This window comes from Vibrio sp. AIC-3 (assembly GCF_013114515.1).
GTDB lineage: Bacteria > Pseudomonadota > Gammaproteobacteria > Enterobacterales > Vibrionaceae > Vibrio > Vibrio crassostreae_C.
The window spans coordinates 43,042-56,506 of the sequence record NZ_VTXG01000008.1 but is presented as its reverse complement, the minus strand read 5'-3'; the positions used below and the strand labels follow the sequence as shown (position 1 = coordinate 56,506).

At 43.8% G+C, this 13,465-nt stretch carries 11 protein-coding genes; 9 read left to right on the top strand and 2 right to left on the bottom strand.

The window, feature by feature from the left end; genetic code table 11:
• Nucleotides 1-233 precede the first annotated feature (233 nt).
• From F0229_RS07940 to F0229_RS07925, 4 genes are all read left to right on the top strand, one after another.
• A complete protein-coding gene (locus F0229_RS07940) occupies nucleotides 234-1,643 on the top strand; it encodes a DUF3404 domain-containing protein (RefSeq protein WP_171732588.1) in 1,410 nt (469 codons plus the stop codon).
• A complete protein-coding gene (locus F0229_RS07935) occupies nucleotides 1,621-2,268 on the top strand; it encodes a response regulator transcription factor (RefSeq protein ID WP_171732587.1) in 648 nt (215 codons plus the stop codon). The genes F0229_RS07940 and F0229_RS07935 overlap by 23 nt, the downstream gene beginning before the upstream one ends.
• Nucleotides 2,268-3,080 carry a DUF2861 family protein gene (locus F0229_RS07930; protein WP_171732586.1) on the top strand — a complete coding sequence of 271 codons (813 nt, stop codon included), beginning with the start codon at nucleotides 2,268-2,270 and terminating at the stop codon, nucleotides 3,078-3,080. Before F0229_RS07935 ends, F0229_RS07930 begins: the two co-directional genes overlap by 1 nt.
• Nucleotides 3,081-3,183: 103 nt before the next feature.
• The gene (locus F0229_RS07925; protein WP_171732585.1) at nucleotides 3,184-5,523 is read left to right on the top strand and encodes a glycoside hydrolase; all 2,340 of its coding nucleotides are present in this window, start codon (nucleotides 3,184-3,186) and stop codon (nucleotides 5,521-5,523) included.
• A gap of 72 nt (nucleotides 5,524-5,595) precedes the next feature.
• On the opposite strand, the gene F0229_RS07920 is transcribed toward F0229_RS07925, so the two are convergent.
• Entirely contained in the window at nucleotides 5,596-6,498 is a 903-nt protein-coding gene (locus tag F0229_RS07920) for a LysR family transcriptional regulator (RefSeq protein ID WP_171732584.1), read from the bottom strand.
• 128 nt (nucleotides 6,499-6,626) lie between these two features.
• On the opposite strand from F0229_RS07920, the gene F0229_RS07915 reads away from it, so the two are divergent.
• From F0229_RS07915 to F0229_RS07895, 5 genes are all read left to right on the top strand, one after another.
• A complete protein-coding gene (locus F0229_RS07915) occupies nucleotides 6,627-7,691 on the top strand; it encodes an HlyD family secretion protein (RefSeq protein ID WP_017066726.1) in 1,065 nt (354 codons plus the stop codon).
• A gap of 3 nt (nucleotides 7,692-7,694) precedes the next feature.
• Nucleotides 7,695-9,245: a DHA2 family efflux MFS transporter permease subunit gene (locus tag F0229_RS07910; RefSeq protein WP_017060506.1), complete on the top strand. Its 1,551-nt coding sequence runs from the start codon at nucleotides 7,695-7,697 to the stop codon at nucleotides 9,243-9,245.
• A gap of 289 nt (nucleotides 9,246-9,534) precedes the next feature.
• Nucleotides 9,535-11,124 carry a response regulator gene (locus F0229_RS07905; protein WP_017064673.1) on the top strand — a complete coding sequence of 530 codons (1,590 nt, stop codon included), beginning with the start codon at nucleotides 9,535-9,537 and terminating at the stop codon, nucleotides 11,122-11,124.
• Nucleotides 11,118-11,450 carry an Hpt domain-containing protein gene (locus F0229_RS07900; RefSeq protein ID WP_017060508.1) on the top strand — a complete coding sequence of 111 codons (333 nt, stop codon included), beginning with the start codon at nucleotides 11,118-11,120 and terminating at the stop codon, nucleotides 11,448-11,450. The genes F0229_RS07905 and F0229_RS07900 overlap by 7 nt, the downstream gene beginning before the upstream one ends.
• Nucleotides 11,451-11,863: 413 nt before the next feature.
• The gene (locus tag F0229_RS07895; RefSeq protein ID WP_171732583.1) at nucleotides 11,864-12,760 is read left to right on the top strand and encodes an RNA polymerase sigma factor RpoD/SigA; all 897 of its coding nucleotides are present in this window, start codon (nucleotides 11,864-11,866) and stop codon (nucleotides 12,758-12,760) included.
• A gap of 194 nt (nucleotides 12,761-12,954) precedes the next feature.
• On the opposite strand, the gene F0229_RS07890 is transcribed toward F0229_RS07895, so the two are convergent.
• Entirely contained in the window at nucleotides 12,955-13,308 is a 354-nt protein-coding gene (locus F0229_RS07890; RefSeq protein ID WP_017060510.1) for a hypothetical protein, read from the bottom strand.
• Nucleotides 13,309-13,465 lie beyond the last annotated feature (157 nt).

Genomic DNA, 13,465 nt, shown 5'->3' with positions numbered 1-13,465 from the left:
CTTATTAGGTATGAGCCCAGTATAGTCCCCACATTTCGCCCAATAATGACAGTAAGTACACAATTATCTATTTTATTTCAAATAAATGATACTTACTGTATTTGTACTTTATTATTTAAAAGCATGACCCACTCGACAATTTGTTGTTAAAAGAACACTTGTTGACATTCAGGTTACAAATCGCGCCCAAAACTCTTTAGACTCGCCCCACGACTTTTAACGAGAATGATTGGATGCGCAGGTTTACATTAGCTCTTTGCTTGATCTTTTGGCTCCCAACCCTAGTCAATGCCCAAAGTTTGCAAGATAAGTGGCAAACTCTGTATCAACTGAGCTGGCAATCATCCCCACTCTTAGTATCTCAACAAGAGTTGGCTCAGTATCCGAAAGTTCTGCTCCATGAAAATAGCCGCTATCCTGATTTCAACCAATTCAGTTGGGACGACATCGCAGCGTTAGCGTCAATACAAGATCACTGCCAAGCGATTGAAAGCAGTAACCCTTCATTACATGAAGCCATCGAGTTCGAGCTCGCTTTGTGTCAGCAACAAGCATTGGATTCCATTTGGTTTGCAGCACACTCCAAACGACACCCTGCAGGTGGCAGTTTTGCTGATCGTTATTTAGCCGCTTACCCAGATGTGACCGAGCAGATACGCCCATTTCTGAGTCTTACCAACCCTCAGCACCCTTTATATAACAAGCTAGAAAACCTAAGTGCACAAGGCAGAGAAGCACTGCTCAGTGGATACCGAGTTTGGCAACAGGACGATGTGCTTTGGTTAAGTGGCGAACAAGGCTGGAAAGCCATTCCCTTAAATATTTGGCAACCTATTGCAGAGCGGCAAGAGGTATCTTTGACGGGTGAAACCTGTACTTTTCGTTACAGCAACGTGTGCTTAAGCGAGCCTAGCAATGACAATCTGATCATGAAAACGTTGATCTTTACATTGCTGTTAACGTTGCTTTCCGGACTCGGTAGAGTCTTATACCTAAGAACAAAACAACGAAAAGAGAGGCAGTTCATTTTACAGCTTCTTACTCATGAACTGCGCACGCCCATTACTAGCCTAGGCTTAACCGTCGAGATGTTTAGAAATCGCTACGATGACTTTTCTGATGAAACTCAAAATGCGGTTTGGCGTTTAATATCCGACTATCAAAGGCTTTCTCAGCTCACCGAAAACAGCAAAGTGTACCTAAGTTCGGATCAGTCAGAGCCTTTGTTGAAGCAAAACGCTTCATTAAAAGAGTGGCTCGATCATGTCTGTGAAAAGCACAATATTTCTTATCAATGTGAAGCGCGTGAAGTTGAACTGAACCTTCCCTATTACTGGCTAACCATCTGCTTGGATAATCTAATCAAGAATGCCAAACAACATGGTAAAGGTGAGGTTTTGGTAAAGGTCGAACTCGGTGACAAGCTGACGATTGAGGTACAAGACGAGGGGCACTTCCCTTCACCGATACAACGGCTCATGTCTGGTGTCACGCCAAGTGAAACGCACGAACTGGATAACATGGGCATTGGCCTGACTATTGTCGAGCACTTGATGAAGCAAGCGAATGGCCGCCTCATTATTCTTCGTAACCCAACCCGATGTATTTTGGAAATTGCTTATGAACACCCTACTGCTGATTGAAGACGACCAACTGCTTGGACAAGGCCTCGTCAGCATCTTTGAATCCAATGGTTACCAATGCCTTTGGGCGAAGGATTCAGAGAATGCCAGTAAGAAATGGTTTCGAGCCGATCTTGTGATACTGGATCGACAGCTTGAAGATGGGGACAGCTTGCAACACCTTCCAAACTGGTTGCTCCTCAAAGCGCTGCCTGTGATTGTGTTGACCGCTAAAGTAGAAGTTCAACAACGTGTTGAAGGTTTAATGGCGGGTGCCAAAGACTATGTGACTAAACCATTTTCGAACGACGAATTATTCGCTCGAGTCATTACCCAGCTACGTCCGTTAGGTGTGAGCCTCTTAACTTACGCAAATATCCAAATCAACTTGTCGGAACGGATCGCTTATCTGGATGAAAGCCCTGTAACACTAAAACCTAAAGAGTTTCAGCTATTGGTACTGTTTGTTCAGAACCAAAGTCGTGTGTTTCACCGAGATGAATTACTCAATAAGATTTGGGGATATCAGGCTTTTCCTAGTACCCGAACTATTGATAATCACATACTGCGCTTACGCCAGAAGCTGCCAACATTGAATATAGAAACACATCGTGGCGTTGATTACCGCTTGGCCGGGGAATCATAATGAAAGTTACTTCGTTAACCGCACTGATCTACACATTGCCGCTCGCAAGTCATGCGGCATGGTTTACCGACACGCCATTGCAGCACACCTATCAATCTCTACTTGATGACCAACCTCAAGTTGCGTGGCAAGAGCTGCAAATCGCACTCGATCACAAATCACTCGATAGTGAGCTTTGGCTGCCAGTCAAACAAGAGATCCTGAGCCAGACTCAATGTGGAACCTTACTCAAACAAAGTGCTGAGCCAAAACACCACATCCAAGTCAGCTTCATTCGACGCTATGGCCTGTCGTCGCACGGTTATCAAATCAAAGTCTCTGCCGAGCAACTCAGCAAAGGCTCAGAAACTCAAACTCTTTCTTTGGTATCGCCTAAAGGTAAAGTCCTTCTCGATGGACAACTCGCTTCTAACACTGAGTATAAAGAGATTGAGACCAGTGAAATGTTTATCAAACCCGAATCTGGTGTTTATCAACTAAAGATAGGTTCAAACCACTATCCTATTGTTGTCGCTTTAGACAACAGCAAGCGATGGTTAACGCTCGAAAGTAAACTCAGCGAACCACATATCGTGATCACGCCACCGAAGGTGATCGACAACTGCCCTAACGCCAATGTGAGTTGGCAATGGTTTGATGATAACTACAACCTGTTAGGCTACAAAGTGCCAATCAAGACAACGCAAGCACCCGTTCCCACAGAAAGCCCGCTAGGGACTAATGCTAAGCATTTGAGTGCCTCGGTTGAAATGTTTGAATACCAAGGCGCGATTGAAGTCCAATATGTACAGCGTGTCGCGGTGCCTTTCTAATGGAAAACCACTAAAGCCAAACAGAAAATAGAGACATATAGGTGACAAAGCACTAGCGCTACTTAGGTGTAATAACCGTAGTTACCCTTTACGGAATCTAAATATGCTCAGCGTACGTCACCCACTCAATCTTTCTAATTTTGCCATTGTGGCTTTAACAACAGCTTGTCTGTTTTCATCCAACGCACAAGCGAGCCAAATAACGCTCACCAGTAACAACAATACCGTCGCTACCTCATCGAATACTTTAGAGGTCGATTGGAACGGCTTAAGCGTTAACAGTGCTGCTCTCACTGTTGATAGCCAACCTCAGAAAGCGACCAATCTGGTCATTGGCTTTTCCGATAAAGCTGACTCAGCAAAAATCGCCACTTGGACCTTAGTACCCAGTGGAATAAACGTTAAGGCAGAGCTTAATCAAGACCAGCTCACTTTTCAGTTCAGCTTACCTTCAAATATACAGGTGAAACGTAACCAGCCCGTAGAGTTGGCGTGGTTTGATCTTGCCGAACAACAAACTCAGACACTATTTCTTCCGTTTAGTGAAGGTATGCGCGTGCCTACTGACAACAAGCTTTGGGCAAGTTATCTCGTCGGTAACCATTCTGGAAGTAACACTACTCAAGACTTGAAGATGCCTTTTTGGACAGTACAGCAAAACAATCATTTCATTAGCTATCAAATGGTTAATGCAACCAACAATCAACTGCTCTTTTCAGATGCATCCTCTAATGCTTCCTCAAATACAAAAACCAAAATTGATATGAAGGCAGCACACCAATTTACGATGCTCAATCAGTCACAACCTTTTCTTGTTCGTATCACCCTCGGAGACTCGTGGTTAGATGGTGCCAAACAATACCGAGATTGGCGCATCAATAATGACCAGTCTGAAACGCTTGTAGCAAAGCAAAAGCGCAATCCAGATGTGACTAAGTTGATCGGCGCGAGCCACGTTTACCTATTTGGCAAAGACCCATTAAGCATCCAAGATGTGAGTGACTGGTGGGGATTGAAAACATGGTATCTAGAGGGCTCTAAACTCAATGTTTCTGCGGAAGCGAAAAGAGAGCTATCGTCACTCTCCAAGGGGAAAGATTGGTTCAGTCAGTACCACAAACAACTATTGTTGGACTCTATTAGCCAGTCATTGCAGGTGTTATATCCTGTTGGTAATCCGACACTCGAAGACAACACGATTAAAGCGCAATATAAAGCAGCACAGGATAAGAAGAACTGGTTGCTAGAGCACGCTTCCCCTTACCTAAACTCGTCAGAGACTTGGGGACAAGCGCTGTCTTCAGACATGGTCGCTAATCTAAATAAGGCAGGCTTAAACAAACTGTGGCTTGGATTCGATAATTGGATGCCAGCATTCTATCAACCTAACGCTGTGGGCCTGGCAAAACAGTCCGGATATCTGGTCGGTACTTACGATTCCTACAACACCGCAATTCCTGCGAAGCTCAATGACAACTGGCTAACCGCTCAATTACCAGAGCCGATGCGTCAAAGTTGTGCGATTGAAATGGCAGATGGGAGCCTAAAAAAAGGGTTTCGAGGTAACGGGTTCTATCTAAATCCGAACTGCCATTTAGAATACGTAAAACAGCGTGCTCAAGACATTATGAGATTCGGCAACTTCAACAGCTTGTTCTTAGATGTTGATGCAACCGCCATGGCACGTGAAGATTACCGCGTCTCTATAGACAGTAATGGCAATACTACCGAATCAGACATGCTTTCTGCGTTCAACAACCGAATGAAGTGGCTTAGCGAGCAACCTTCGTTAGTATTAGGCTCTGAAGACGGCAACAGCCTAACAACAAAAGGCATCGCGTTTGCACACGGCTTAGAAACGGTTGGTTTTGGTTGGACAGACAAAGACATGAAAGAGAACCGCCAATCTCCCTATTACTTAGGTCGTTGGTACCCAGACCACAAGCCCGACTTCTTCTTTAAGCCGGCCGAGGTTAAAGAGCCCTATAAGTCGCTACTGTTTTCGCCTCAATATCGAATTCCACTTTACCAAGCCGTTTTCCATGATGAAGTAATCAATACGCACCATTGGCATTCAGACAGCCTTAAGTTCACTAATGTACAAGCAGAACGTGACTTAACCGCCATGCTGTACAACACACCACCGATGGTTCACTTGACCAGAGATGAAGCTTTATCAAGTCCAAGGATCAAAGCACTCAAACACTATCAAGATGGCTTTGAACCGATGCACGAACAGTTATGGGATAAACAGTTGGTCGATTTCGACTGGTTAGACAAAAGCGGCGAAGTTCAACAAACCGAGTTCAGTGACGGGAGTAAGATCATTGCCAACTTCTCCAACAAGACCTTTCGTCACGATAACATTGATATTGCAGCCCTGTCGGTCAAAGCTATATTGGCGAATGGACAAATCGTCGATTGGCAGTCAACTTATCATTAGCTTCGATACGGTTTAGGCAAAAGCGATTAATAGGAAGCCTAAGCACTTATTTACCCGCTAAGGTTTTCCCCGTTACTTTTGCTTCCTATTTTGAAAGGCAGTCAGTAGATAGTCGATAAAGACCTTTTTACGTTTCGGCATCAACTGCCTGTCTGCATACACTAGGCTTACTGAAACTTCTGGCATCTCATATTCAGGTAACAAACGAATCAGCTTACCTGCCTTGAAGTGTTCCCGACAAATGAATTCAGGAAGCACCGCCAAGCCGAGCCCATCCACACACGCTGTTAGGCATGCCGTGATGGTATTCACCCGTAACTGACACGGCAGATCGATCAAAATCGACTCTCCGCCTTCTAATTGCAAATGCCACTTAGGTAGACGTGCCGCCTTGTTCACCACCTCAATCATTCTGAATGGCGGTTCAAGATCATTGGGCGAAGAGATTTCATCGAACTGCTCTAAATACTCAGGGCTGGCTACCAATACACGCTTCGATGTTGTGAGGTAGCGAGAAACCAAGCTCGAATCCACCAACTCACCAATTTGCGCGTAAAGATCGATCCCCTCTGCAATGATGTCAACTTCTCGATTCGACAGTTCTAAGTTCAAAGTCACGTTTGGGTGCTCTTTTAGGAAACTGTGGATGTATGTGGCTAATACTTGATGTCCCAATTCGACAGGCAACACAACATTCAACTGCCCTCGGATCAAATCCTGATTGGCAGAAACCTCTAACTCAGCTTGGTTCATGATCTCTTGCATCTGCATGCTCGACTGATAAAAGCGCTCACCCTCTGGCGTTAAAACTAAACTTCGTGTCGAACGAGTGATCAACCTCACACCTAGGTGCTGCTCGAGCTCATCAAGCTTTCGGCTGACGGTCGACTTGGTCATGTTCAATGCTTCAGCTGCGTGCGTGAAACTCCCACAATCAACAACTTGTGTAAAAACAGTCACAGCATTTAAGTCCATCGTATTTCTCCCAAAGCTATATTAGTAATGTTTTTGCAACAGTGTTTCCCTTTTTTCCTATCTTATCAATCAATCGAATTCATTTACAATTCGTTACATCTAAATAAAAACAAAATGAGAAAGAAAAAATGACAGAGAACAACAACGCTTCGCAAACAGTAAGCACAAAAAAACGTAAAAAAGCTCCGCTTATTGCTACTGCGATCATGCTGTCATTGGGTTTAGCCGGTGCTGGATACTGGTACGGCTATGGCCAGTACTTTGAATCTACCGACAATGCCTACCTACAAGGCGACATCACGAATATTAGCCCTAAGGTCTCTGGCTATATTGTTAAGTCTTATGTGAGTGATAACCAATCGGTTAAAGAAGGTGATTTGCTGGTTCAAATCGATGACCGTGATTACCAGTCAGCACTCGCTCAAGCAAACGCCCATTTAAGCGTCGTGCAATCAGACGTCAAAAATCTAGTGGCACAACAAACGTTACAACGTAGCAAGATCAATCAAGCAGAAAGCCGCGTTGATTCTGCACAAGCTGAATACGAACGCGCGATTCAACAAGTGGTACGTTCTCGTAGCTTACTAAAGCGTAACTACGCGTCTCAAGATGAAGTCGATAGCATGGTTGCACAACAAAAAGTAACTCAGGCAGATTTAGAAGAAGCAAAAGCAAACCTCGTTGCAACCAATGACCAATTAACCGTTATCGCTAGTGAGATTGAGCAAGCAAATGCATCCGTGACCGAAGCTCAAGCCCAGAGAGATCAAGCACAGCTTAACCTTGATTACACCAAAGTTTACGCGCCAGCAGATGGCGTGATTGGTAAACGCAGCGTACGTGAAGGCTTGCTGATTCAAGCAGGCGCACCACTGATGAGCTTGGTACCAAACAACCAAGTGTGGATTGAAGCCAACTTCAAAGAGACACAGCTAAGTGGTATTCACAAAGGTCAGACGGTTGAAGTAGAGCTGGATGCGTTCCCGGGGCAGCCTCTTGAAGGTGTGGTAGACAGTTTCTCCCCTGCGACTGGCGCTAAATTTGCGCTCCTACCACCAGAAAACGCGACCGGTAACTTCACTAAAATCGTTCAACGTGTACCGGTTAAAATTACTATTCCAGATCAGCAAGAGTTGAAAGGTCGACTGCTTCCTGGTTTGTCTGTGGTAGCGACCATCGATAAACGAGGCTAGACCATGAGTAACGCTGGTGTTGTCACCCAAACAAATGATGATGACGAGGTTTCGAGACGCCATTGGATCGCCCTATTTGGCGGCTTGATTGGCGCGTTTATGGCGATCTTGGATATTCAGATCACCAACTCGTCTCTCAAAGATATTCAAGGTGCGCTATCAGCCACCTTGGATGAAAGCTCGTGGATCTCTACGTCTTACCTAGTCGCAGAGATGATCGCTATCCCACTCAGTGGTTGGCTTTCTAAAGCGCTCGGTAAACGCCGTTATATCACGTGGACGACAGCCATTTTCACCATTTCATCTTTGTTGTGTTCGTTCTCTTGGAACATGACCTCGATGATCGTGTTCCGCGCGATGCAAGGCTTCAGTGGTGGTGCTCTAATCCCGCTTGCTTTCTCGCTGGTGATTCAGTTATTGCCGGTCAACAAGCGTGCTGTGGGTATGGCACTGTTTGGTGTAACCGCGACCTTTGCTCCATCGATCGGCCCAACATTTGGTGGTTGGCTGACGGAAAACTTTTCATGGCACTATATTTTCTATATCAATATTCCGCCTGCTTTGCTTGTGATCACCATGATCCGATATGGCTTGGACGATGAAAAGCTCGACCTTGGCACGCTGAAAAAAGCCGATTGGTTTGGTATCGCCACCATGGCATTAGGGCTAGGTTGTTTGGAAGTGGTGTTAGAAGAAGGTAACCGTGAAGAGTGGTTCAGTTCGAGCTTTATTATTGGCTTGAGTATCGTGTCGGCGGTGAGTTTGGTTTACTTCGTGATAAACGAACTCCAACACAAGAAGCCATTGGTTAACCTGCGGTTATTGCGGGATGGGCAATTTGCGATGTCTTGTATCGCCTATTTGATTCTAGGAATGGCATTGCTCGGCTCTATCTATGTTCTACCGATGTATCTCACTCAAATTCAGCAATATAACGCGATGGAAATTGGTGAAGTGCTAATGTGGATGGGTTTCCCACAGCTTCTGATATTCCCAATTGTGCCAAAGCTAACACAGATCATTAAGCCTAAGTACTTGGTTACCTTTGGCTTCGCGATGTTCGGTTTTAGTTGTTACGTAAATACACACATGACAATCGATTTTGGCGGGCAACAGCTGATTTTATCTATGGTTCTGCGTGCTATTGGTAGTCCGTTCATCATGGTTCCGCTGTCTTTGGTTGCCATGAAGAACATCAGCAAAATGGACACGCCAGACGCATCAACGTTAACCAACGTAATGCGGAACTTAGGGGGCGCTTTCAGCATCGCGATTATCGCTACGCTATTGGATAACAAAACCCGTGAGCACTTAGCACACATCAAGGAGTCGCTACCTTCAGTGAGTCAACTTGGTTGGCAGACGCTTCAGCAACAACAAGCGTTTTTCATTCAGTCAGGAAGTGATGCCGCAACTGCGATGCAACAAGCACAAGCAAGTTTGCTCGGCACAATGCAACGTGACGCAGCCATCATGGCTTACAACGATGTGTTCTTAATGATGACGGCGTTCTTGGCTCTAGCGGCAGTATTGATTCTAAACATGCGTGATTAACGCTAGAGTTTCGGTAAATAAAACTTCAAGCAAAGAACAACATTTCGAATAAAAACTCGAACAATAAAACAGAGAGGTGAGCTTATCGGCTTGCCTCTTTTTTATTTCTAAAACACGTATAACCCCACTAAAATCAGGTAAAAGTCACCTGCGTTTGAAGGCTTTCATAAATGTTATCTAATACTCTTTAATTACCAATAGTTTATTGAGTGTTTGTATGTGATATAGGCACCTTGACAATGTGCAACTTGACACCTAAATTAAAAAATAACATTTGGTATTAAGGAAAATGGATTTGACCTTACCAACAGACCTTCGAATTTTGATCGTCGACGACTCTAAAAGCGCAACAATACTTATTAAGCAGCAACTGGCTAGTTTGGGAGTTTCGCGCGACTGTATTTTTATTGCGACCGACTATCGAAAAGCCATTAAAGCGGTCGAGACACACTCTTTTCATGTACTCCTCATTGACTACCACTTAGAACAGTCTTTTACTGGCTTTGAGCTGTTGGGCATTCTGTATCGAAACCGCCTCATCGATCATACTGTGGCGACAATCTTGCTCTCTGGGGATATGCGTCAGGAAACAGTATTAACCGCCCTTTCAGGTGAAGCACACCACTTCGTTTCTAAACCGATTAATACTCAAACGTTGGGTAAAAAGATCCAAAGTGCCGTGTCCGTTTCAAAGAAACTCACCCAACTGAATGATTTGTATCCCATTGCCAGTCAAGAGAGATTAGCTCAAGCTTTGGCGATCTCCCCTAATGGTACTAGCGTTCAGTTCGAAGCGACATTGATTGAACATTTAATTGCAGGTAAGAAATGGCAGTTACTCTCTAGCGTCATTAACAACTCCAAAACCAACATGCACCCAACCAAATTGGTGGCTGAGGCGCTGATTCTCGACAGCTTAGGCAAGCCAAATTTAGCCATAGATAAGCTCCACAATTTTCTAATAGCACAGCCACTCTCATTGAGCGTGATTGACTGCTTAAGCTGTATCTATGAAAAACATAAAATGCTGCTGCCTGCTCTTAAATTAGCGATTCGTGCATTTGAGATGACTCCCAGCATCAGCCATCGTGCAATCAGGGCCATCGACTTAGCTGAGAACGCAGATAACACACATATGATCATAAAGTTAGGTGAGATGTATGCAACCCACATTTCAGCTGCTGACATTGATGTCATCCATTCCATTGGTGCGCACTTTAATTCCTTAAAAGCAACGTATCAGCGCGAGACGCAACTAAAGTACAAACGTATTTTGCTTGAGCACGCCAATCAATTCACCGAGTTGGTAAACCTGAAACTTCCGGTAAAACAACAGCAGCAAGTTTTGGCCAGCCTTGCCCTATTTCAGAGCAGCATATTGCTCATCGAAAATAGCCCTCAGATTGCCCACAAAAAAGTGATTAGAGCTTCGACACTGTTAGCGAACAATTTCCACAGCCAACCGACTTATTTGCTCACTCAGTTATTACCCATGCTCGCCCACTTTGGTGAGTACTCTCTTTATCATTTAACAGTGGAATGTCTCAAATCTCGTGGAGAAGCCATAAATCACCAACTTGAGTCCAAAAATGTCGACCCTTCAACGTGTATAAACATTGAAAATTTGGGTTCGATCCAAGAAATAAAGGACTACATTCACAGTTACCCATATTCAGTTGCCGCCAAACTTGACTATATATACGCCGTCAATAAAGCTCATATAGATGAGAAACTTAGCGACGACTATCTAGAAGAAATCTTACAGTTAGAACTTCCTCCAAAATGGAATCAATGGATTAGTGATTCATCAAGGTATGGTTTTTCCACTAAGCCGCCTAGCCCATTTTCAACATTCAGCCGACAGGAGTCCACATGCTAGACTTTGATGCTTTAAACGCCTATTTAGACAATGACAGAGACGTCATTTACGCCGTTTTGTCTACATATCAAGAAGACCATGGCAATTCGCTACAAGAGATCGAAGAGTTGGTTCAACAACAAGATTGGGGCAAGCTTCATTTTACCGTGCACACCTTAAAAGGCATTTTAGCCAGCTTTGGTGAAGAAACGGCCACAGTTGCATTGGAAAGAGTAGAACAAAACACACTCAATAAGCTTGCGCCGCAAGATGATGATCTTTCGGTTATCTACAGCGAAATGAAGATCATTAATCAGCAAATCGATGAGGTTCTTAGCACTTATTAGTCGATAGAATTAAAACGTGCATGGCGATACTTAACAGCCGACACAGCTAAAAGAGTTGAGGTGCTTGGAAACATTGAACCTCGACTCTTAACATTTTTCTCATCATTTCTCCTCTCAATTATAGTTCTAACCCACACCTATAAATTCACGTCATTTATCTAGATAAACCGATGTATAACACATGCTTTATAAACTATCCGTCTTAATGTTTTAAACGAAAAACCAACACACTTGATGAGATGCAAAATAGTTAAATATTTGTAGATCTTTTTGTGACATAAACATACGAAATTGCATTTTATTTATTGGTAAAGAAGAAATTGTTATCTACACTCTAATGAAACCAAGCGTTAATCACTTGGTGGCATAATAAAAAAACTAAAACGTTCAGTCGGCTAGATAAGGACAAGGAAATGAACAACGATAGTTTTGCTGCGTTTCAGGGGCTCACGGATGAAACACCCATTACCGAATCATTTTCTACCAGTGCAGACCCTTATGCTCATTATCTGAAAGATATTGTTGGCATTGATCTGCTGTCGCGTGAAGATGAGGTGTATTACGCAAAATTGAATCGCGCGGGTGATAATAAAGCGCGTGATGTCATGATCGAATCAAACCTGCGCCTTGTTGTGAAAATCGCAAAGAGTTACCTAAAACGTAAAGGCAATAATTTCACCCTGCTCGACCTGATCGAGGAAGGCAACATTGGCTTGATTAAGGCCATCGACAAATACGATCCAGAACCAGGCTATCGTTTTTCAACCTATGCTGTTTGGTGGATCCGCGAAAACATTGAAGCCGCACTCATGAACACGGGTCGAACCGTTCGATTGCCAGCCCACGTGTGTAAAGAAATAAACAGCCTCGCCTCAAAAAAGCTCGATGTAAGCAAAAAAATGAGTAAAGAGGTTTCAATTTCTGAGCTATCAGACAGTTCAGGTGTAAAGGCCGAACGCGTCGATCAACTGGTGGCGTTAAGCGGGTTTATTGACGTGACGACAACGGTTGGAACTAGCCATGCGCCTATGGTGCTTGATCAATGCGAAAGTGAATATATCCCAGACCCTCAACAAGATTGTGAGGATCAATCCTTTACCCAAGCTCTAGAACAAATCATCTATACACTTCCTCCAAAATTACAAAAGGTGCTCATCCACCGTTTTGGTTTCTTTGATAACAAGGTGAAAACGCTGTCTGAGGTCGGACAAATGTTGGATGTGAATGTTTCTAATGAACGTGTTAGACAAATGCAGAAAGAAGCGGTCGAAAGAATTCAAAAACGACTCAAATTTGATGGTTGGGTGTAAGTCGTAACCCAGTTGAGAATTAGTTGAAAATAACGTTAAGCCAAAACAAAGACCTTTAGGGTGAGCCTCCAAGCTTGCCCTTTTTGTTTGCTGATTCGTTAGAAAAATAAAAAGATCGTAAGCACACGAACCCTAAGTCGCTAATCCCTAATGCCTAATGCCTAATGAAAAATGACAAATGCCACACCATTAACTTACCTTAAAGAAGTGACTCGCTCACTGCGCAAAATGAGATAATTGATATAAGTGGTTTCAAGACAATCTTGTTCCCACACTGATAAAATCCGTTTAGCCGCAAAATAATAATCTTTGTTTCTCAACAACATCCCAACGGTGCGGCTAAGCTTTTCAAATCGAACGTGATCGCTCGCAGAGATGTAGTCATCGTCACTTTCAATAATGGGCGCTAAACCATCAGCAAACCAATTATTCAATATTTCTCGCATCTCTAATTCAGACTCAGGCACATCCACACTCGACAACTCTCGATGTTGAGGCGGTGGCACTATGTACTTCGACGCTTGCGGTGAACTGACATAACGATACATGCCCTCACTCCTTTTTAACTCTTTCTTATAGTAACTAAGAACATTCTTGTGGATTCTCAAGTTTTTTGAAGCCAAAGAATGAATCTCAGCGACAAATAAGAAAGCCATGCAAAGGTCACTCTACATGGCTTTGCTCAGGGCAACTTTACGCTGCCCT

What these genes read in the sequence shown, in the direction of transcription:
- F0229_RS07940 (WP_171732588.1), top strand. Translation starts at nt 234, where the DNA reads ATGCGCAGGTTTACATTAGCTCTTTGCTTGATCTTTTGGCTCCCAACC.
- F0229_RS07935 (WP_171732587.1), top strand. Translation starts at nt 1,621, where the DNA reads ATGAACACCCTACTGCTGATTGAAGACGACCAACTGCTTGGACAAGGC.
- F0229_RS07930 (WP_171732586.1), top strand. Translation starts at nt 2,268, where the DNA reads ATGAAAGTTACTTCGTTAACCGCACTGATCTACACATTGCCGCTCGCA.
- F0229_RS07925 (WP_171732585.1), top strand. Translation starts at nt 3,184, where the DNA reads ATGCTCAGCGTACGTCACCCACTCAATCTTTCTAATTTTGCCATTGTG.
- F0229_RS07920 (WP_171732584.1), bottom strand. Translation starts at nt 6,498, where the DNA reads ATGGACTTAAATGCTGTGACTGTTTTTACACAAGTTGTTGATTGTGGG.
- F0229_RS07915 (WP_017066726.1), top strand. Translation starts at nt 6,627, where the DNA reads ATGACAGAGAACAACAACGCTTCGCAAACAGTAAGCACAAAAAAACGT.
- F0229_RS07910 (WP_017060506.1), top strand. Translation starts at nt 7,695, where the DNA reads ATGAGTAACGCTGGTGTTGTCACCCAAACAAATGATGATGACGAGGTT.
- F0229_RS07905 (WP_017064673.1), top strand. Translation starts at nt 9,535, where the DNA reads ATGGATTTGACCTTACCAACAGACCTTCGAATTTTGATCGTCGACGAC.
- F0229_RS07900 (WP_017060508.1), top strand. Translation starts at nt 11,118, where the DNA reads ATGCTAGACTTTGATGCTTTAAACGCCTATTTAGACAATGACAGAGAC.
- F0229_RS07895 (WP_171732583.1), top strand. Translation starts at nt 11,864, where the DNA reads ATGAACAACGATAGTTTTGCTGCGTTTCAGGGGCTCACGGATGAAACA.
- F0229_RS07890 (WP_017060510.1), bottom strand. Translation starts at nt 13,308, where the DNA reads ATGTATCGTTATGTCAGTTCACCGCAAGCGTCGAAGTACATAGTGCCA.